Below are 21,604 nucleotides of genomic sequence, written 5' to 3' on the forward strand. Positions count from 1 at the left end.
TATTACAGTGCACGAATGACAAATTCAAATTGCAGTTCGCCGTCCGAGGCAATGCGATATTCTGGATGAACCGGTGCGCCCCAACTATCGTCACCACCTACGCCCATTTGTTTGCCGGCTACCGTTACAACCGTATAATGCACCGGAGGCAGCTCATACGCATGTTGTGCATTCTCCAGCTCAAATGCCGTATAAGGTGATACATTCAGCTCGACTGGAGCGGCAGCAGATTCAATTTTGAAGCCACGTCCTGCGTTGTCGGTCAATTTGGCCCAACGTACACCCGTACGGTTGCCCGACTCCTGGGGTACAAGATATGGAGCAACGGTATCAGTTACTTTGCTGTCATGGATACCCAGACGAGCTCCAAATGCACGGTCCGCATAATTTTCTTCCGGTCCCATCGCCAGCCATTCTACATTTTCAAACTCCGGTGATGTCTTGAAGGAAAGCGCATGAATCGGAAGTTCTGGCAGACCTGCCGCTCCTTTATACGTATTATGCACATGCACACTACCGTCTGCACGCAAGGTATAAGCCACTTTCACTTGTACATCTGCCGAAATATTAAGTTTGTATGTGAATTCAATCCGATATTGATCCGGGTTTTGTTCCGCTTTCCAGTTCACACATCTAGGCAGCAGACTTGCAGCATACCAAGCCCCAAGCTCGAAGCCCATGGCAGTACCCTTATCATTATCGGTGGTCGCACGCCAAAACAACGGCATTGGAGGCTGTGCAATCGTCTCCTGACCTGACAGCTTCAGGGATACCAATGTTCCAAAAGCCTTGGAGAACAGGACATGGGTCTGGCCTACCCTTACCCCGATATTAACGTCCCCTTCAACAACCTGAATTTCATTTGTCAGGTTCAGATCCGACACCGCAGTTTCCGACTTCTCCTGAGCAAATACAAACTGTCCAAAGGCAACTTCCTCGCCTTTTTCTGCCCACAATGTTGCTGCTTTTAATACAAACGCGGTATTCACTGCATATTCCCCACCAGCAAGAGATTCCCAATCAAGTGGAAGTTTCACAACGGTTTCGCTTTGTGGGCCCACATTTACCTCCAGCGTTCCACGCAGCACTTCATGACCTTCACGGTCCAGACTGTATACCAGTTCGAATTCAGACGTGTCCGCGAACAAATTACCGTTAACGATTTTCACACCTTCCCGATCCGGGAACAGCTTGATGTTTTGATACAGGAATTTGACTTCCTGCATCTTGGCAGACACTCTGCGGTCTGCGTGCACAATGCCGTCTCCACAGAACGAATAGTCCGAAGGACGATCACCGAAATCTCCACCATAAGCAAGGAACTCTTTGCCGTAACGATCTTTTTTGTAAATGGCTTGATCAATGTAATCCCAAATAAAGCCGCCTTGGTACATCGGATACTTGTCTTCGAGTTCCGTATACTTATGCATACCGCCAATGGAGTTACCCATGGCATGCATGTACTCACAGCTGATATATGGTTTTTCCGGATTTGCGTTCAAGAATTCCTCAATGTCCGCCGGTTTGGCATACATGCGTGATTCCATATCACTCGTATCGTTAAAACGACGGTCATGGAAGACGCCTTCATAGTGGACGAGACGAGTCGGGTCTGCTGTTTTAAAGTACTGAGACACTTTATAGATCACTTCACCACCATGGGACTCGTTACCACAAGACCAGATCAGAATGGACGGATGGTTTTTATCCCGCTCTACCATCGACACCGCACGATCCATAACGATATCATGCCACTCTGGATGGTCGCCAGGAATAACCCACGAAGGCTCAACTGCTCCCAGTTTCTGCCATGATCCGTGTGTCTCCAGGTTCATTTCATCAATCACATACAATCCATATTCATCACACAGTTCATACCATAGGCTTTGGTTTGGATAGTGAGATGTACGAACAGCGTTCATATTGTTTTGTTTGATCGTCTGAACATCCCACAGCATGTCTTCCTTGGTTACAGCGCGTCCGCGACGTGGAGTGAATTCGTGACGGTTTACCCCTTTGAAGACAATACGTTTACCGTTGATGTGCATCACTTTATCGATCATTTCAAATGTACGGAAGCCAACGGCCTGAGGTACAACTTCCACCAGTTCGCCCGCTGCATCATATACTTGAATATACAGACGATACAGATAAGGAATCTCCGCACTCCACAAGTTTACTTGGCCAATCTCCTCACGAAGACTCACCAGACCATTGGTAACTTCAATACCACCAAATGTTTTCACCGTGTTGCCTTCAGCATCCCGCAGTTCAGCCTCCACTTTGGCTCCGGCAGTAGCTTTCCCTTCAAGCTTAAGATCTACGTTTAATGTACCATTGGTATATGACTTGTCCAGATCCGTCACAACCCGCACATCGCGAATATGCGCAGCTGGCACTGTATACAGATATACGTCTCTGAAAATGCCGGAGAACCGCCAAAAATCCTGATCCTCCAACCAACTTCCCGTGCTGCGTTGATACACTTCCACAGCCAGTTTATTCTCTCCGTCCTGGAGGAATGGTGTCAGATCAAAATCGGATGGCGTGAAGCTGTCTTCTCCATATCCAACAAATTGTCCGTTAAGCCATACATAGAATGCAGATTCCACACCCTGAAATGAAATATATACCGGACTGTTCTGCCAGCCTGTTGGCAAATGGAAATTGCGAATATAACTGCCTACCGGGTTTTGGTCCTGCGGCAATGCAGGTGGACGCAGATCGTTTAAACCATCCCAAGGATACTGTGTATTTACGTATTGGATCTGACCGTACCCTTGGAGCTGAATATGCCCTGGCACTTCAATATCATCCCAACCGGCACTGGAGAATTCCTGCTTGTAAAAAGCTTCGGGGCGGCAATCCGGTCGGATCGCATAATTAAATTTCCACGTTCCGTTAAGATTGTAGCGCATAGCCATTGCACCGGATGCTTTCGCTTCTTCCATAGTACGGTAATAGCGATGATCCGAGTAAGCGTTAAGGCGGTTTACTTCAAATACGCTCACATCGCCCAGCCAGTTAATATCTGCATGTGTTGCTTTCATTCGGCTCTCTCTCCCTCTTAAAACAATATATTTATTACTTATTCAGTACAGATTCTTATTTTCCTTTTACGAAACAAACATAAACAAACAGAAAGACAGAGGAACACCAATTCAGGCGCCCTCCTCTCTCTTTTCTGCATTGACGTCCATTCAGACGGTTTGTTGATGATGCATTATTTGACGGAACCAACCATACCTGCCACAAAGTGTTTTTGCATAATGAAGAATACAAGGGCTGTCGGTAATGTTGCGATGACGATGGCGGTCATGATGACACCATAATCCGGTGAATAACTGGAACCGAGGTTCGAGATTAACAACGGTATTGTCTGTTGGTCTGGCGTTTGCAGCACCACGAGCGGCCACAGGTAGTTATTCCAGCTGCTCATGAAGGTGATGATCGCAGCAGCTGCATATGTTGTTTTCATCGTAGGCATGTAGATCTTCAGGAAGATGCCTATTTCGCTCAAACCATCAATCCGGCCTGCTTCAAGCATTTCTTTCGGGAACATTTTGGTGTTCTGACGGAAGAAGAAGATCAGGAACGCCGTTGTGATGGTCGGCAGAATAACTGCGGCCATGGTGTTGATTCCAATGAACGGTGCAAAACCAGAGATCGTAGCAAACATCCGGTATAAAGGAACCATCAGCGCTGCGAAAGGAATCATCATGGACAGCAACAGAATGTTAAATACGATATCACGTGATTTCGTCCGATATACTTCGAATCCATAACCGGCCAGGGAGCCAATCAATAGGGCAAGAATCGTGGAAATAACGGAAACAATCGCCGAATTTCCAAGAGCCTGTACCAGATTCGTCGAATCCAGCAATTTGTTGAAGTTATCAAGGAAAACCGATCCAGGAAGCAGTCTGCCTTTGGTGACATCTACAGAAGCATTGGTCGAACTGACAAGCATCCAGAAGAACGGGAAGATGGACACAAATGCAACGATGGACAGAAAGACATATGTGAATATACGTTTTGCTTTTGCTTTAGCCATTTCTCTCACCTGCCACTTTGAACTGGATAATGGACAATACGATAATCATCAGCACGATGGAATACGAAACGGTTGCCGCATATCCGAAGTCCGGTGAATATTTGAACGAAAGGTTATAGATGTACTGGGAGATGGACATCGTCGCATTACCCGGACCACCTTTGGTAATGTTCATAATCTCATCGAAAATTTGCAATGTACCAATCGTCGATGTAATGGAGGTGAACAGGATAATCGGTTTGAGCAATGGAACGGTAATTTTGAAAAATTGCGTGAAAGCATTCGCGCCATCAATCCGTGCAGCTTCATAGATCGACTGATCAATGTTCTGAAGAGATGACAGATAGAAAATCATGTTATATCCGGTCCAACGCCAAGTAACGGCGATTATAATCGTAATTTTAGCCCAGAACGGGTCAGTGATCCATTGAATCGGTTCAGCAATCACGTGCAGATTCATCAGGAATTGGTTAACCATTCCGTCAGAAGAGAACAGATATTTGAATACGACAGAGTAGGCAACCAATGAGGTTACACAAGGCAGAAAGATGGCAGTACGGAAGAAGCTGCGGAAGCGCAACGTACTGTCATTCAATAAAACGGAAATAAACAAACCGAGAATAATCATGACAGGCACTTGAATAATCAAGTACAAAAATGTATTGGATACGGCAGTACGGAACGTTGTATCAATGAATAATCTTTTATAGTTAGCTAGGCCCGTAAATTCAAGATTGGCTCCTACACCCGACTTGAACGATAAGAGCAGCGCTTGCAGCATCGGATAAAAGTAAAATGCAACGATCCCGATAACAGCGAGCGATATAAAAGCCCATCCAGTCAAATTATTTTTCTTTTGCAGACTGTCTCCTGTATTCATGGCTTTGGCTTTCACAGTATGGCTCCTCTCTCTCCGTGTAACATGGATAGAACCCAGGGAGCCTCCACCATGTCCGGGTCGGCTATTGCTTGTGCAGACAGTGGAACGGCTCCGATGCTTCCTTGGGTTCTATAAGTTACCGTGGATCATCTTAGTTTAATTGTGCTTCAGCTTGTTTCTGTGCATCAGCCAGAACGTCATCAATCGCTTTGCCGTTCAGGAAGTTTTGCATTTCAACAACCAGAATGTCCTCGATGGCATATGTGTTGATACCATAGTTTACGCTAGGGATTTCTTGTGTCCATTTTGCAAAATCAGCAAACACTTTTTGTCCACCGAAGAACTCGTCGGCTTTATCAAACGCTTCGCCTTCTGCTGCCGGTTTGTACGTGCCGATCGCACCAATGTTGTTCAGCAAATCTTGATACAATTGTTTGTCAGAACCGAATGTTTTACCCATGAAATCAGCAGCTTGGTCTGCACCAGCAACATTATTCATGACATACCAAGAGCTACCACCCAAGTTGGATGCGTGTACAGAATTCGATTGTCCAGCCATTTTAGGAAGCGGAGCTACCGCCCATTTGCCGGATTGGGATGCTTCTTGACGAACAGATGGAGTAATCCAGTTTCCTGTAGGAATGGTAGCCACATCACCATTGTTGAATGCTGCCACGAATTGGCTCCAGTCGGAGTTCAGCTTAACGACATTTGCATCCATCATTGCTTTATAAGTTACAAATGCTTCTTTCAGTGCTGCATTGCCAGCCAGATCAGGTGTTTTGCCATCTTCTTTGGAATACCATGAACCTGCGGATTGGATCATCATCCGGATCAGACCCAAGTCGTTAGGATCAAGTGTGATCAGATCTTTGCCTGTTTTGGCTTTCACATCTTTACCGATTTTGATGTAATCATCCCATGTGATGTCCTGAAGGTCAGCTGCTTTATAGCCTGCTTGCTCCAGCAGATCTGTTCTGTAATAGAGACCTGTTACACCAGAGTCAAACGGAACACCGAACTGTTTGCCATCAAAAGCAGTTGGTCCCAGTTTGTATTCCGCGAAATCGGAAGCTTTAATGGTAGAAGACATATCTTTAAACGCATCAGGGTAAGCGTTCAGGAAACTTTGCGCACGATAATCTTCAATCAGAACGATGTTCGGAAGACCGCTGCTTGTTCCTGAGTTCAAACCTGTGTTCAGCTTTTGGATAATGTCAGCTTGAGCATATTCAATGATGTTGATTTTCAGATCAGGGTTTTGTTTCTGATAAGCTTCTTTTGCTGTTTCTAACGCAGCGACGTTAAACGCCTTATCCCAAGCCCAAATCGTAATTTCATTGGAGGTTTTTTCACCCTCACTTGCCGTGTTCCCTCCACCACCGGAAGAACATGCCGACAACAGCAGGACAGTAACGAGCATAAGTACCCACATTTTTTTCAAAAGATTCAACTCCCCTTCGACCTCTTTATGTGTAATTTGTTTGCGTTTTCTGAAAGCGGTTGCTTTCGATATAGTCATCTTATCATTCCCAAATCTTCATTCGTTAGTAATAATTTTGTGTGGATTTGTCATCTTATTGCCACAATGAAAACCTTTACAGAAACCGCTTGCATTAAATTTGTTTTTTTGTAATTTCTTTTGATTTTGTATTTTTTTGATCTGAATATTTTACAAGTCTGGCTGAATTCTTACGTTCTGAGCACCAAAAAGGCCTTCCCGTGTTGTCATCGACAACCTAGGAAGACCTTCTATTAAAGCCATCTTTTCATAAAAATAACGAGCTTGCTTTCAATCCAATCCTATTGCTCAGCTTGTAATCAACGGGAGTGTAACAGTAACTCTTGTCCCCTCTCCCGGTTTGCTCATTATGGTTACACCATAAGGTGCTCCATACAAAAGCTCTATGCGATCATGTACATTCCGAATACCGATGCCACTAAACAATTGCCGATTATTCTTCGGATTAGGCAGCGACTCCCCCATGGAGAATCCTTCGATCCCGTCCCCATTATCCATAATCTCGCATATCAATGACTCTCCGGCTCTGGAGACCATTACATGAATGGTGCCAGTTTCCTTGGAAATGAATCCATGGAAGAAAGCATTCTCGATAAAAGGCTGAATCACCAGTTTTGGCACATGATAATGCGTACAATCCGGAGCTACGTAGAAGGCTGCTTTAATACGCCCTCCGTATCGGACATGATTAATGAATACATAGTTCTTCAGGTTTTCGACCTCTTGCTCCACCGTTATCGTCTCACTCACGTTACTAATCGTATTTTGCAATAAGGAAATCAGCGCATTAATGGTTTCGGCAGCCCTATCCTTGTTGCCTTGCTGAACCAGGACTTTCACGGAAGCCAGGGTATTGTACAGGAAATGAGGATTAATCTGGCTTTGCAGCGCCGCCAGCTCGGCATTTCGTTGCTCCCGCTGTGTAAGTACTAGCTGATCCACATAGTCATGAAGTTCGTCCAGCATGTAGTTATAGGCGTGACCTAACTGTCGACTCTCATAACTCCCACTGACTGGAATATAGTTGTCCAGATCACTTTTGGTTATATTGGACATCTGCTTCACAAGTCGGCGCAGCGACTTGGTGATCTGATTCGTAATAAGGAACACGAGTATGAGCGCTCCGGCTACAATGGCTGCACAGATCAGGGCAATCGTCTTCATGTCAATCAGTTGCCCCATCGCGAGATCCTTATCGACGACGTTTACGATATAAAACCGATAAAAGGGCAAGTACTCGGACAGCACCACACTGTCCTGATCCATGACCCGTGCATTTACACCTTTTACACTTTCGTTGTTCATTTCTCTGGCATAGGTCAGCAATTCGAGTTGAGTGGTACCGATCCATTCTTCACGGTTGGACGATACAATCTCACCTGCATCATTCAGAATAACCACATCATTGCCTCTGCTCGTGAAGCTGCTGTAGAACTGACGAAATGCGTTCTCTCTCATGGTGACATACAACGTACCATAGAGTCGGTTTTGGGCACGATCCGTCAATGCCTTGGTCGCTGAGATCATCTGCTGGGCAGTCTCATCATTCGTCTGATAATCGTCAAAAATGATGCGATTCGGACTGGCCGCTGCTTCCAGCGTAATCGGTTGTTCTTTCAATTCATCCGCTGATAAACGAAGATGAGACCGATCGGTGGAATACGTACGCCCATTAATACCGCTAATCGTTATACCGACTTCATAGGACTCTGTAATCGATTGAATCCGATCCATCGTTTCCCTCATATTGTAGTAGGATTTTGCCATCGTGAGGGAGTCCCCCTCCCCCTCAGACAGATAACCACGAATTGCCCCGCTTTGGCTAACATTATTGGATACAGCAGCAATCGCATCGTTAAAAGATTCAAAGTTCGTTTTGATCTGGCTAAGTACCTTCGAGTTCGTAATGCTGAACGTCTCGGTAAACAGCTTGGTCGACATATGAATCGATGTCCATAGGATGAGCACGGAGACAAGAATGATGCTAACGAACATAACGAGGAACAGTTTAGGGAAAAGTCCTAGCCTTGAAAATGCATTCATCCATTTCTTCATTTAGTTCTTCCTTCTGACGTTATGCCCAGAATTTTCGCCGGTATCGGCTCGGTGACAGCCCGGTAAATTTTTTGAACACCTTGCAAAAGTAACTGTGATCGGAATACCCCACCATACTGCTAATTTCGGAGATGGTGACATCGTCCGAGCGCAGAAGTTCCTCTGCCTTTTCAATCCGAATTTTATTCAAATATTCGTTAAAGCCTTCTTTTTTGTGTGAAGAGAAATAACTGGACAAGTACGATGGATTAAAATGAAAATGCTTGGCTACTTCGGCAAGTCCGAGCGGCTGATCAAAGTGCTGATGCATATATTCCAGTAGCATTTTCATATTCGGATCACTTCGTTTTGCGCCCTCTCCAGTCGTGCACTCCTGTACCTCAGCCATAAACTGATCAAGTACGTTCATCGCTTCTGTCAGACTTGAAGCACCATCCACATGTTTGAAATAGGCATACTTGCTCTCTTCCAACGCAGCAAATTGCACATCCATATCCGCCAACGTAATGGTTACGTTAAAAATCAGATTGCCCAGAAAGGACTTAATTTCAAACACATCCGCAATATAATCCCGTCCCAACGTAAGGGCATGCTCCTGCAAATATTCTCTTGCCGCTTCGGTTCGATTTCGCTTCACATGCTGCAAAAACATGTTCACATTGAACTGATACCCGGCAGGGTGAAGAGGCGGAAGTTCGCCATACACCAGAATAGATCGGTCCTCATAATAAAAGCGATACTCCATTAGCTTGATCAGACGTGTTCGATATACGTCCCCCATCTCTTCAAATGAAGAGAAACTGTCGCTCAGCACCCAGCAAAGTCCGTCCTGCCCATCCTTATTCTCGCTCGCCAACTCCTTAATTCGCTGAACCATCCATTCATCCTTCGCAGGCTCAACATTAAGAAGCACCACTGGCGACGTGCCTTCGGCCGGAACGATTGCGCACTCCACATCAGGGAGCAGGTCTCGTAACCTGGACTCCAACTGCTCGTTATCCAGCTTGTGCACATGTACTTGCGTATCCTGCGGCTTATATACGAGTAGACGGAAACATCGGTGAGGAAACGTCTCCCTTATCATATGCATCTCGTTTTCTTCATCCAACGTAAAACCGGACAGCATCTTCTCCATCAGTTGTCCGAGCTTCCACCCATCATGTGAAGGCTCAAACTGCAATTCGGGAATTTTGCCAGCCGTACGCTGAAGTACTTGTAATAATTCATTGGTATCCAGTTTAGGTTTCAAAATATAGTCTGCTGCTCCATTTTGGAGCGTTGAACGTACATATTCAAATTCACTGAAGCTGCTAAGTACGATAACCTCAATCTGCGGGTGACTGGCTTTTAACGTCCGGACAAATGTTTCCCCATCCATCACAGGCATCACGATGTCCGTAATGACAATATCCGGCTGTAACGATTGTACCTGTGCAAGCCCTTCTTCCCCGTTGGAAGCTTCACCTACAATCTGAAAACCTTCAGCTTCCCAGTTCATATGGTGCTTAATGCCTTGCCTTACAAGAAACTCATCGTCAACAATCAGCACCTTACACAACCGGTTCATGACCCTTGACCCCCTTGTCTAATCTCTCTTCTATGTCTGTGCAGGTTACACCATCATAAATCGAATAGAATGGCCTCCCCGTGTTAGCGGTTACATTAATTTAAAAGTTTTGTACTTCTTTTTATATCTCAAAACGAACGTTTAAGCAATGGAAACTCTCTTTAGTGTACACTATATTTCGACAAAATAAGAAGCCCCGGTCCGCCATGAATCATTTTCGGCGAGCCAGGACTTTTTATCAATGTACGTTTAGATTAACTCCAACTTTACTTAAGTTCAGGTCTAAGGTTCGATCCCCCACTGAAGACTTCCGGCAATATATCCCGTTACTTTGTTCCAGTCAGTATAGGCTGTTTGACTTGGAGCAAAAGAATAATCATCCGTCTGAGTGTAGTTGGTCCAGTCTGTTTTGGAGAACCGTGCCTGAATTTCAGTACTTTGCCCCGCTGCCAATGAACCCGCAGAAGTTTTGAAGCCAATCTCCAGCACAGAATCTGCTCCGGTTACTGGGGTCGGCAGCGCACTAAACGTGCCTGTAACATTGTCGTTTCCAGCTGTTGCCCAGTCACAGAAAAAGTTTTGGGTTTGAGCGCCATTGATCGTATAATAGTAACGAATTTTGACATCGGAAAGATTAATGGCCGAAGTGCCTGTATTCGTTAATTTGATCTTGGGATTAATGGAGTTACCCGTTGCTGAAGTCGTTCCATTAAACATCTCAATTCGAATAGCTCCCGCAGGTACAGCCGTTGTGTCCTTAATATTCAGATTCAGGATCGCATCATTGCCTGCACTGAAATGAAAGGTTAACGCTGCGCTTCCCTTGGACAACGAAGCCAAATAGTTTTTACTCAACACAACCTGATTGCCCGATAATGTGTAATCCGTACCTGAAACCAGCGTTGTATTGCCATTACGTATTGCACTAAGCGTATTTCCGTTCAGTGTCAGCGTTACAGGAATATCTACCTGATTGCCTGTATTCTTGTCAAATTCCGCATTCACTGGTGTGATGGCCGAACTGGTCACCGGAGTCACGCCTCCACCTTCTCCACCACCATTGTTCCCACCAATGCGGTCAGCATATAAAATGCCTCGTCCATTTGTACCCAGATACACTCTTCCATATAGACGTGGATCACCTGTAATCGTGGTCACACGTGCATATTGATGCTGATTATCGTTAATCCGTACCCAATTCGCCCCACCGTCATCGGAACGGAAAAATCCACGTGTTCCGTCGATCTTTGCAATCGTGTACAGCGCGACCACATTCTTCCCAGGTGCCGCTTTACCAAAACCGATACTGTCCGCTTCCTCCACATTTGCAAGCTTGGTAAAGGTCGCTCCTGAATCGGTGGAATGCCATAGACCATATGGCCCTTCTTCTTCACTGCCACCTGCAAACCAAAGTTCGCCTTCCGTACCTGGAACAGCGTCCAGATCTGCATTTCCTTCTACCGGAAGCCCGGTAGCCGCAGATGCAGTAAAGGAGGCACCACCATTGGTGCTCACATAGACTTTACCGGCAGCAAATCCATAGAATTTGTTCGGGTTTACTCGGTCAGAGATCACTTTTGCCTGTGCAGGTATACCTGAACTCGCTGTCCATGAGTTGCCGCCAGTAGAATAATGCACTCCCTTGTCTGACGTGCTCCATACAAGTCGGTTACCATTTGCAGAGATAGCTACAGTTCCTCCTCCGGTTGTACCGGCAGGCTCTGCGTTCGCCTTATACCACGTGGTCCCACCGTCGCTGGATAAACCAATAGATTTTGCGTTCGGATCAGCACTGTAGTCTGCTTTCCCTACGCGAACCATGGTGTTGGGACTTAATTCTGCAAAATCCAGACTTTCCGTAGAAGAGTAGTTGGGACTGGTAAACATCGTAGCTGGTGCCTGATCCAGATCGTTATGACGGAATCCCGAGACATCCCCTACCCCACTTAACAAATGTGCTCCGTTTGGCGGGCTGATCAGATCCAGAACTGCGATCTCCTCGACCCCTTTGGCCATTACTGAAATATTGATTTTGTTCCCGTCATCCCAGTCTGTCAGATTTTTCGTTCCGTAGATGGTCGCACCTGTTCCATACATCATGCGGTCAGAGTCAAACGGGTCAATCTCCAGATCGCCAATCATCCAGCCCAGCTTTGGAGAAACTTCAGGCGGTGCAGGATTCGTCCCAAAGGTCAACCAAGGAGCGGCCGAAATATCCTGTGTATAGCGCATTTTACGGTTTGGATATCCTTCAAATTCCCAAATGCGGGTCCAAGTAGCTCCACTGTCCGTACTGCGGAACAAATTGGCATCAGGCCACCAGGAGTTGAGGGTTGCCACCATCAGTGTACCAGGATGCTGAGCATCTACAGCCAGTCCGCCGTATCCAAAGTAATTGTCCGTGCTGCTGCTTGGTACTGGACTAATGTTGGTCCATACTCCTGTAGTTGTATTTAATTTCCAGAGGTCTCCCTTTTCCCCATCATAAGGGCCCGCACCATCGCTGTAAGAGATATAAAGATTTCCATTGGCATCCAGTTCTCCGTGATGAGGCAAATACCCTGTAGGCTGTCCAGCAACAGCAGTCCACGTTGCGCCTCCATTCGTACTGCGGTATATACTTTGATTTTTGTCGGCTACCCCGACATAGATGGTCTGTGTTGCCTGTCCAGCAGAACCTGTTGATTTGTCAAATGTGATCCAAGAAAGACCCACGATGTCACTCGTATACTCATAAGACGGATCTTCCACATACGTACCCGGATTCGGGAAGCTCGTTACTTTGTTCCACGTTACGCCGTAATCCGTACTTTTCCAGAGTCCGTTGCCACTGCGTGCACCAAAATACAAAATGCTATTTTTATTCGGATCAACGGTCAGGCGTTCCCCCATGGAACGTCCCGGCATGTTACCTCCGACTTTGAACGGAAGAGTTGTTGTCTGCCAAGTATCACCGCGATCCGTAGAGCGCAGGATGGAACCGTTGTTATTGTCCCAAGAATTCGTGTACGTGCCGACAGCCATATACACTCGATTGGGGTCAACCGGGTCTGTTGCCAGCGCATCGACTCCGTTTTTGTTCCAGTCATCCCAGCCGACAAAATCGGTGAGTGGAATCCAACTCTCATTCGCAGGATTCCAGCGATAGGCTCCCCCAATATCCGTCCGGGCATAGATCAAATCTTTCTCTGACTCATTGAAAATAATCCCCGGTACAAAACCTCCACCTGCCCCGGTCACGACATTTTTCCACTGGTATGGATCACTAGGTGCCGCATGTGTTGTTCCTGCGAGTACTCCCAACGAAACTGCTGCAACAGCAACCGTGAGGCTCATCACCCGCAGCTTTCCCAAAAACGTTTTCATAATTACTTAGCCTCCTCTTCAATATGTTCATCGCATCCGGTAAACCCCGCTGTGTCATCATGTTGATGAGTGCAGTGTCAGACATTTAATGCATTGGATCAGACAACCAGCCCCACCTCCTCTCCAATTTTATAAAACGCTTTCATAAATCAAATTACGATTACCATCCATTGGATTATACTTGCAATAAATAACATTCGATGGCAATTAAAAATCCCCTTCTGCTCCAATTTATTTTTTGTGATTTTTTCTGCGTATCGCTTTTAAAAATATAAAAAAAGGATGCTGTTTAAAACAGCATCCTTCTTCATTGATAAATATTTTATAGACGAAGAACAACGTTCTAGTAACACGGTCCTTCTCTCATTTCGTATCCGACTTTGCTGCTCCCCCGCCAAATGCGTAGGTTTTCTGCCCTTTCACACCCGGTCTGACTACAAATAGAGATCCAGCATTCGGCGTCTCTGTCAGCCGCTCTTCTCGAATACCAATGCGAGCAGTCGTAATATATAAGTCCTCCAATTCAGGTCCTCCGAAACAGCAGGATGTCACCTGATCTACAGGTACCTCAATCTGTTGCATCAGCTCTGCTGTATGCGGATTCCAACGAGTGACTCTTCCTCCGCCCCAGTGGGCAACCCACAGCATTCCCTCACTGTCTACAGTCATTCCATCCGGATAGCCAAATTCTTCCGGTATAGCAATTATACTTGTCCGGTTTGTTATCTCTCCAGCAGCCAAATCAAAATCAAAACGGTCAATGGATCGTGTCGGCGTATCAATGTAATACATATTTTGTTGATCCGGGCTCCAGCCCAAACCATTGGATGTGGATACATCCCTGAACAACGTTCGAACAGGCTGTTCTTCCTCCAGGCAATAAAATGCCCCCGCCTTGCTTTCATTGTTCATACTCATCGTACCTGCCCAGAAGCGTCCAAGCGCGTCACACTTCCCGTCATTGAAACGGTTGTTGTCCTTGCCTTTCTCCGGATCTTCAATCGGCTGTAACTCTCCCGTGAGCAAGTTATAGGTGTGGAAACCACTTCGCAAAGCAACGACAACCTCATCATCATGGTATGGCACAACCGCACCTACATGCTCGCCAACATCATAAGTCCGATCCTCTCCTGTAGCCGGAACGTATACATGGATCTTATAGCTTTCAATATCCACCCATAATAATCGATTGTGTTCAGCATCCCAGCTTGGACCTTCTCCCAGCAGTGCCGGGGTATGTACTGCAATGTTCAAATCGCTCATGCCATCACGTCCTTTTTAAGATTTGACGCCGCCTGACCATTCGAAACCAATGGAATCCAAGAACGCTTTGGAAAGCACCATATGGCCTGTTGCATCGGGATGAACCCGATCGTAAGTCAGCACAGACGTATAGAAATGATCCCAGAATGGAGTAAATGCAGCCTGTGTATCCACGAAAATGGCGTCATATTCAGCGGCTACTCTACGAACAGCCTCACCGTATATATCCATCGTAGCCCGCATCGGATCTTCCGGATTGGCTTCCAAATAATAAGGAGACATCAGAACAAGTCCTTTCAACCCAGGACGAACAGAAGCAACCAGATCTCGTAGTGTGGATTCATACTCTTCCAGAAAAACTTGCGAGTCTGTGGATAACGGATTGTCAAATTGACGCCATACATCATTGATCCCGATCATGATTGTTAGCCAATCTGGTTTGAGATCTAGCACATCTCGGTCCCAGCGCTGCTTCAAATCACGGATCGTATTCCCACTATTACCCACATTCTGAATCCGTAACATCAATTCCGGGTAGATGGAACGCAGCAAGGCATACACTTGCGCCACATAGCCATGCCCCAGTCCAGAACTACCTTCACCAACAGGATGTTCACGGCCACAATCCGTGATTGAATCTCCGATAAAAAGCAGCTTATCATTCTTTTGCAATTTCATTATCGTTTTCTCCTTCGCTCTCATAAGCGTTAAAATATGTGAGTTCACTCGTATTCATATTTCATTTTCAGGAAAGACATAGATCAGCCAGGTGCCGGGTTACCACCCTTGATTCTTAAGCCAGGTCAGGCACAGATCAGACCAGGCCCGAACGGCATGGTCATCCTCTGCCAATCCCAAACCATGTGAACCTTTTTCAAATACATGCAAGTCATAAGGAATGCCGTGTGCACCCAGGGCAAGCGCGTAACGCAAACTGTTCTCTACAGGGACCGCCTGATCATCACTCGTATGCCAGATGAATGCTTCAGGAGCGTCGGCTCTCACCTGCTGCTCCGCACTGAAAGCCTTGATCTGTTCAGCAGACACATCTGGACCAAGCAGATTTTCACGAGAACCGGCATGTCCATAGGAGTCCATCGTAATTACCGGATAACAAAGAATAACCCGATCCGGACGCGAACTCTCCCGTTCAATAGGATCTTCATGATCTGGTTGGCCCTCGTCATACAAGGTTCCCAACGTGGCTGTAAGATGACCGCCCGCCGAGAAACCAAGCACGGCAATTTTGGAAGGCTGAATGCCATATTGCTCGGCATGAGCCCGTACATAACGGATCGCACGCTGACCATCTGTCATGGGTGCCGGATGCTGGTGAGGCGCCACACGGTATTTCAGCACAAATGCGCTAATTCCCGCACGGTTCAGCAATTCAGCGATTGGAGCTCCTTCATGATCGGCCAAAAATCCATAGCCTCCACCCGGACAGATAATGACAGCGCTCTCGGAACCAGGCTGAATAAATGGAATCAGATGGGGCATTTCATCCTCATGACCCTTGGCCGCATAAGGTGCTGCATGGTCCCACAATGGTATAGTTGATGTCACTTCAATCATCCTCTCTAAGTTGAACGGATACGTTGATCCGTATAGTCATTTTCCAATCTAAGGAATCGATATCATCATAACGGGTAGCACCCTTGCGCATCAATACCTTCCTGGCATCACTTTTTGTTCAATTTGTAACAGGTTACACGGAATCCTCATGCTTGAACAGTGTTTTATAGCACATTTGTACCTCAGACGGATTAATATAACGTTCGATACTGCTCTGGAGTTACGCCTTCAATCCGCCGAAATGTAGCCACAAAATGACTCGCATCCCGAAAACCAACCTTCGCTGCCGTTTCCTTGACGGTCAGTTTGCTGTCCCCTGTCATCCATTCTTTCGATTTGCGAATACGGAGGAGAATGAAATAACTGTAGGCGGTCATACCAAAAGATTGTTTAAAAAGAGTATTCAGATGCCTGGGCGTAATGCCGGGTATGGCGGCCATCTGTTCAAGACCGATTTCGGGATCGGCATAGTGTTCATTCATAAACGAAATTAACGGAGCCAGCCGTTCCACGGCATGGGAAATTGAAGAACGACTGCCCGTCATGCCATGTTTTTTGAGCAAAATCAGAAATCGATACATGTCCGCTGACGCTTCCAACCCGGATAAATCCTGGTCACTGCTGATGGAACCCAGCACTTCCCTGCCATAGTATTCAAGCGGGCTCTGTGAATCCCACTGGTGAAGGGCTGCCTCCCCCAAACCAAGCGACTCTGTAATGGCCGGGCACTGGCCGCCTCCAAATGTAATGTAAAGTGTCTCCCATTCTCCTTGCGAGCGTACATACTCGTGCGGCTCATTCGGCGGTAGCAAAATGCCGGAAGTCTCTCCCAGCAGTACAGTGGAACCTGCAAACTTGAACTCTCCAGCTCCCTTCACCGTCTGAAGCCAGTGATAACAAGGATATCCGGCAGGTCTGTACACATTCTCCTGATTGCCGTTATACCCTATACTTTCGATGTAGAGCGGAAGCGGCTGATCGCGTGGGGTCATAAAATAGCGCCGATGATCGGGTGTGATGAGCATAGGGATTCTCTCCTTTGAACAAAAACCAAAATTACAGTTCCATATTCTTATATGTTTCATTACTTTTCTTATATTTTAAAAGTCATATCCATCATATAGTATAGATTTATTCTTATACAAGAGGTGAACACATTTGATTAGCAGCAAGTTACCCAAAATGTTCTACGGCGGCGACTATAACCCTGAACAATGGGATCATGAGACACATCTTGAAGATCTGCGCATGTTCCAATTGGCAGGTATTGATATTGCGACCATCAACGTATTTTCATGGGCACTGATTCAGCCTGATGAAGTTACTTATAATTTTGAAGGACTCGACCAGTTAATGAATAGTCTCTATGAAAGCGGTGTTTACATTTGTCTCGCGACAAGCACTGCTGCCCATCCAGCATGGATGGCGAAGAAATACCCGGATGTACTGCGTGTGGATGCCGATGGACGCAAACGCAAATTCGGTGGACGGCATAACTCCTGTCCGAATAGCCCAACCTACCGCAAATACTCCGAGAAAATTGCAGACAAGCTGGCGGAACGTTACAAGGATCACCCGGCTGTGCTTGTATGGCATATCTCCAACGAATATGGCGGCGACTGTTATTGTGATAACTGCGAGAAAGCGTTCCGCGTGTATCTCAAAGAACGTTATCAGACCCTGGAGCAGCTCAACAAGGCATGGAACACCAATTTCTGGGGGCACACATTCTACGATTGGGATGAGATTGTACTGCCAAGCAATCTGAGTGAGCACTGGGGAAACAACAATTCCACCTTCCAGGGCATCTCGCTTGATTACTCCCGCTTCAACTCCGACAGTATGCTTGATTGTTACCGTCTGGAATATGATGCGATCAAAAAACATATCCCGGATTCGGTCGTTACAACCAATCTGATGGGATTCTTCAAACAGCTGGATTATTTCAAATGGGCTAAATATATGGATATCGTCTCCTGGGACAGCTATCCGGGTCTTGCGACTCCGGTAAGTTTCACAGCTATGGCTCATGATCTGATGCGTGGATTGAAGGACGGACAGCCGTTCATGCTCATGGAGCAGACACCAAGCCAGCAAAACTGGCAGCCTTATAACTCATTGAAACGCCCAGGCGTTATGCGCCTGTGGAGCTACCAGTCCGTTGCTCATGGCGCGGATACGATCATGTTCTTCCAGCTCCGCCGTTCGGTTGGCGCCTGCGAGAAATATCACGGTGCAGTTATTGAACATGTCGGCCATGAACATACCCGTGTATTCCGTGAAGTCGCGGAGCTGGGCAAGGAATTGCAGTTGCTGGGAGACAAAACGCTGGATGCTACCGTGGATGCCAAAGTGGCGATTGTGTTTGACTGGGATAACTGGTGGGCAATCGAGAAATCCAGCGGGCCTACGGTTGCACTGAACTATGTAGATCAAATTCACAAATACTACGCTGCCTTCTTCCGCCGCAACATTCAGGTGGACATCGTTAGTGTGGATACCGATATCAGCAAATACGACATCGTGCTCGCTCCGGTACTCTATATGGTTAAACCAGGCTTTGCGGCCAAGCTGGAGAAGTATGTTGAAGCAGGCGGTACATTCCTGACAACCTTCTTCAGTGGTATCGTCAATGAGAGTGACATCGTAACAACCGGTGGTTATCCTGGCGAACTTCGCAAACTGCTCGGTATCTGGGTCGAAGAAATTGATGCACTGCTGCCTGAGCAAAGAAACCGTATTGTCATGAAAGAGGCTTATGGGGATCTTGAAGGAGAATTTGGTTGCGGCATGTTGTGTGACTTGCTGCACAGTGAAGGTGCAGATATCATTGCCGAGTACGGGGACGATTTCTACAAAGGCATGCCTGTGGTAACCCGTAACACCTTTGGTCAAGGTGAAGCCTGGTATGTAGCTTCCGATCCGGAAGATCGATTCCTGGACGGCTTGCTGGGACAACTGGCTGCAAACAAAAATATTGCTTCTCTTCTGGATACTCCAGAAGGTGTTGAAGTGACTGCTCGTACCAAGGATGGACAACAGTACCTGTTTGTCATGAATCACAATGCTACCACTCAATCCTATGATTTGGGCAAAGCTAAGGCTCATGATTTGCTCACAGATCGGTCACTTTCAGGTACGATCGAGATTGAAGGACGTGGTGTGCAGCTGCTTGAAATGAAATAATATTCGAAAATTAATGATACAACATGTTACATGGAAATCGCACCGATCACTATCCGTGGCTTAAAAACGTGTCAATTGTTAAAATTTAAAGTATTATATGATTGAACTTGTTTCAATCTGCTACTTCCCGTATCCGTTTAGACCGGATACGGGTTTTTGTCATTATTTGTGAGGCTATCGGTTAGAAGGAAATACCGAGAAGCGAAGCGAATTGGACGAGACACACAATTTAACGACGCCCCGCCGGGAAAAGGAAGCGACCCTCCTAAAGTAGGCGCTGCACTGTAAAAAATAAATAATATAATGCTGCGAAATATTGGTGACAATCATGATGTCACTTATACACTGCTACAATGAGAGGAACACTCCAGCATCCTTTCCGGCGGCGCAACCCTCGAAACGGAGTGGCTGACATGAATAGAACAAATCGGCTTGCCGCCATCGTTATGGCATTGCAGCACGGTCACGAAACGGCACATTCACTTGCAGAAAAGTTTGAAGTTTCCCGCCGTACCATCCTGCGGGATATCCAATCTCTCTCAGAGATGAATGTCCCGATCATTGCTATCTCCGGTCCCGGAGGCGGCTTCAGACTTATGGAGGGGTATGTACTGCCCCCACTGCAATTAGACCCGGTTGAAGCAGCTACTCTCATCTTTGCTCTCGAAGGCCTAAGCCATTATGCAGATACCCCTTTTCAAGAGAAACGCTGGACATTAATGGACAAAATCAAAAGCATTATTCCGGATGATGTCAAAGCAAGGATGGACCCCATGCTCAAACAACTGCAGCATGATGTTCCCGAGCGAAACTACATCCTTCATCATCTGGAACCGCTTCTGGCTTGTATCCCGGAACAAGGGTGGCTGCGTATGTTGTACCGCTCTGCTTCCCGTCAACGCTGGCTAACAATCTGCCCCATTCGAGTCTATGCTTCAGCCGGTTTCTGGTATTGTGAAGCGTATTCGGAGGAGCACGGTGAACAGCGCCTGTTCAGGGCAGACCGCATTCTGGACGTTACGCCAGTTGAGCTGCTTGAATCACAACAGCTGGCAGAAAAGGCAAAGCGACAGCGCAGCAAACCGAAATCTCCCGATCCTTCTCCGACCCGTGTTACCGCACGTCTGAGTTACAGCGGAATGATCGAGGCAGAACAGGACAAGCATATTGGAGAACGGATGACCGAGATTGCTCCGGATGTCTGGGAACTGTCCTTTCTTTGCCCTCCTGGTGAGTGGGCCTGGGCTGTACGATTCTTTTATCGACTTGGACGTGAAGCAGAAGTACTTGAACCCGAGAACCTCCGCTGCGATATTCGCAAACATGCCGAGGAAGTCTACCAGAAGTATCTTACTTCCAACAATAATCGTTGTAACACACGCTAAAAAGGAGCCTGCCAAATCATGATGAATGAGCATGAATCGATCGTTACTTACGAAGAAGCTGTGCAGCGAATAGAGGCTGTGGGACTGCTCCCACTCGCCCCTTTATTTCCTGAATACCCTTCATTGTCCTCTATAACGCCTCAAGAAAACTGGCACAAGGATAACGAGCTTGATCCTTGGTTGTGGCGTTCACGTCTGGCTGAGGAAGGGATCGCTGCCTACGGCAAATTTCTCAAAAAGAAAGCCATTCTTGTCTCACGCGAATATTTCCCATGGGTGCACCGTCTGCTAGCGGACTCCAGAGTCATGGAAGAACAATATGACGCGGGTCTCCTCTCTCGAGAAGCATTCAAACTGTATGAGATAATCGAGAAGCAGGAGGGGATTGATGGACGGAAATTACGTTCACTGGCAGGTTTTGGAGCCAAAGAGGACAAAAAAGTATTTGACCAGGGGCTGCTGGACCTTCAAAGCATGTGTGCCATTGTCATCTGCGGCACCAAAGAAAAAGAAGGCCTCGCTGAAGGCAAGGTGGCTTGGAACAGCTCTGCTTATGAGACCTCAGGCTGCTGGATGAAGCGTCAAGGTATTGAACCGTTTGAGGGCAGCGTTGCAGATGCGAGCGAACTTCTGGTACAACAATTGGAGAAACACACTTCTGCTGCCGCACTGACCAAAATCAAAAAATCCTTTGCCATAAAGTGATTGAAACGCCCTTTGAACAACAAATCCCGGTAGCCGAAGAGGGCCA

At 46.7% G+C, this 21,604-nt stretch carries 14 protein-coding genes; 3 read left to right on the plus strand and 11 right to left on the minus strand.

What is annotated here, in order from left to right; translation table 11 throughout:
• Nucleotides 1-2: 2 nt before the first annotated feature.
• From lacZ to CS562_RS02525, 11 genes are all read right to left on the minus strand, one after another.
• Entirely contained in the window at nucleotides 3-3,050 is a 3,048-nt protein-coding gene (gene lacZ / locus CS562_RS02475) for a beta-galactosidase, LacZ type (RefSeq protein WP_099853368.1), read from the minus strand.
• A gap of 173 nt (nucleotides 3,051-3,223) precedes the next feature.
• Nucleotides 3,224-4,054 carry a carbohydrate ABC transporter permease gene (locus tag CS562_RS02480; RefSeq protein ID WP_076289470.1) on the minus strand — a complete coding sequence of 277 codons (831 nt, stop codon included), beginning with the start codon at nucleotides 4,052-4,054 and terminating at the stop codon, nucleotides 3,224-3,226.
• On the minus strand, nucleotides 4,047-4,934 hold the full coding sequence (locus CS562_RS02485; RefSeq protein WP_072733438.1) for a carbohydrate ABC transporter permease: 888 nt from the start codon (nucleotides 4,932-4,934) through the stop codon (nucleotides 4,047-4,049). Before CS562_RS02485 ends, CS562_RS02480 begins: the two co-directional genes overlap by 8 nt.
• A 151-nt stretch (nucleotides 4,935-5,085) precedes the next feature.
• On the minus strand, nucleotides 5,086-6,378 hold the full coding sequence (locus CS562_RS02490) for an ABC transporter substrate-binding protein (protein WP_076289742.1): 1,293 nt from the start codon (nucleotides 6,376-6,378) through the stop codon (nucleotides 5,086-5,088).
• 366 nt (nucleotides 6,379-6,744) lie between these two features.
• On the minus strand, nucleotides 6,745-8,511 hold the full coding sequence (locus tag CS562_RS02495; protein WP_076289469.1) for a cache domain-containing sensor histidine kinase: 1,767 nt from the start codon (nucleotides 8,509-8,511) through the stop codon (nucleotides 6,745-6,747).
• 19 nt (nucleotides 8,512-8,530) lie between these two features.
• Nucleotides 8,531-10,078, minus strand: coding sequence for a response regulator transcription factor (locus CS562_RS02500; protein ID WP_099853372.1), 1,548 nt, complete (start codon nucleotides 10,076-10,078; stop codon nucleotides 8,531-8,533).
• A gap of 282 nt (nucleotides 10,079-10,360) precedes the next feature.
• Nucleotides 10,361-13,444, minus strand: coding sequence for a X2-like carbohydrate binding domain-containing protein (locus tag CS562_RS02505; RefSeq protein WP_099853374.1), 3,084 nt, complete (start codon nucleotides 13,442-13,444; stop codon nucleotides 10,361-10,363).
• Nucleotides 13,445-13,807: 363 nt separating this feature from the next.
• Nucleotides 13,808-14,707 (minus strand): SMP-30/gluconolactonase/LRE family protein, encoded by a 900-nt coding sequence (locus CS562_RS02510; protein WP_099853377.1) that lies wholly within the window; start codon nucleotides 14,705-14,707, stop codon nucleotides 13,808-13,810.
• A 15-nt stretch (nucleotides 14,708-14,722) separates the two neighbouring features.
• Nucleotides 14,723-15,385, minus strand: coding sequence for an SGNH/GDSL hydrolase family protein (locus CS562_RS02515; RefSeq protein WP_099853379.1), 663 nt, complete (start codon nucleotides 15,383-15,385; stop codon nucleotides 14,723-14,725).
• A gap of 99 nt (nucleotides 15,386-15,484) precedes the next feature.
• On the minus strand, nucleotides 15,485-16,273 hold the full coding sequence (locus CS562_RS02520) for an alpha/beta hydrolase (RefSeq protein WP_099853383.1): 789 nt from the start codon (nucleotides 16,271-16,273) through the stop codon (nucleotides 15,485-15,487).
• A 200-nt stretch (nucleotides 16,274-16,473) separates the two neighbouring features.
• A complete protein-coding gene (locus tag CS562_RS02525) occupies nucleotides 16,474-17,307 on the minus strand; it encodes an AraC family transcriptional regulator (RefSeq protein ID WP_099853385.1) in 834 nt (277 codons plus the stop codon).
• 133 nt (nucleotides 17,308-17,440) lie between these two features.
• On the opposite strand from CS562_RS02525, the gene CS562_RS02530 reads away from it, so the two are divergent.
• The 3 genes from CS562_RS02530 to CS562_RS02540 all read left to right on the plus strand — a co-directional run bounded on the left by CS562_RS02530 (nucleotide 17,441) and on the right by CS562_RS02540 (nucleotide 21,558).
• Complete coding sequence (locus CS562_RS02530; RefSeq protein ID WP_099853388.1) at nucleotides 17,441-19,468, plus strand: beta-galactosidase; 2,028 nt, start codon at nucleotides 17,441-17,443, stop codon at nucleotides 19,466-19,468.
• A 413-nt stretch (nucleotides 19,469-19,881) separates the two neighbouring features.
• The gene (locus CS562_RS02535; protein ID WP_076289462.1) at nucleotides 19,882-20,853 is read left to right on the plus strand and encodes a helix-turn-helix transcriptional regulator; all 972 of its coding nucleotides are present in this window, start codon (nucleotides 19,882-19,884) and stop codon (nucleotides 20,851-20,853) included.
• Nucleotides 20,854-20,871: 18 nt separating this feature from the next.
• A complete protein-coding gene (locus tag CS562_RS02540; protein WP_257219318.1) occupies nucleotides 20,872-21,558 on the plus strand; it encodes an AlkZ-related protein in 687 nt (228 codons plus the stop codon).
• Nucleotides 21,559-21,604 lie beyond the last annotated feature (46 nt).

The sequence above is a fragment of the Paenibacillus sp. LK1 genome (assembly GCF_002750415.1).
Classification (GTDB): domain Bacteria; phylum Bacillota; class Bacilli; order Paenibacillales; family Paenibacillaceae; genus Paenibacillus; species Paenibacillus taichungensis.

Bases quoted from the DNA above. Each gene is read 5' to 3' on its own strand.
- lacZ (WP_099853368.1), bottom strand. From the start codon at position 3,050: ATGAAAGCAACACATGCAGATATTAACTGGCTGGGCGATGTGAGCGTA.
- CS562_RS02480 (WP_076289470.1), bottom strand. From the start codon at position 4,054: ATGGCTAAAGCAAAAGCAAAACGTATATTCACATATGTCTTTCTGTCC.
- CS562_RS02485 (WP_072733438.1), bottom strand. From the start codon at position 4,934: ATGAATACAGGAGACAGTCTGCAAAAGAAAAATAATTTGACTGGATGG.
- CS562_RS02495 (WP_076289469.1), bottom strand. From the start codon at position 8,511: ATGAAGAAATGGATGAATGCATTTTCAAGGCTAGGACTTTTCCCTAAA.
- CS562_RS02500 (WP_099853372.1), bottom strand. From the start codon at position 10,078: ATGAACCGGTTGTGTAAGGTGCTGATTGTTGACGATGAGTTTCTTGTA.
- CS562_RS02505 (WP_099853374.1), bottom strand. From the start codon at position 13,444: ATGAAAACGTTTTTGGGAAAGCTGCGGGTGATGAGCCTCACGGTTGCT.
- CS562_RS02510 (WP_099853377.1), bottom strand. From the start codon at position 14,707: ATGAGCGATTTGAACATTGCAGTACATACCCCGGCACTGCTGGGAGAA.
- CS562_RS02515 (WP_099853379.1), bottom strand. From the start codon at position 15,385: ATGAAATTGCAAAAGAATGATAAGCTGCTTTTTATCGGAGATTCAATC.
- CS562_RS02525 (WP_099853385.1), bottom strand. From the start codon at position 17,307: ATGCTCATCACACCCGATCATCGGCGCTATTTTATGACCCCACGCGAT.
- CS562_RS02535 (WP_076289462.1), top strand. From the start codon at position 19,882: ATGAATAGAACAAATCGGCTTGCCGCCATCGTTATGGCATTGCAGCAC.
- CS562_RS02540 (WP_257219318.1), top strand. From the start codon at position 20,872: ATGATGAATGAGCATGAATCGATCGTTACTTACGAAGAAGCTGTGCAG.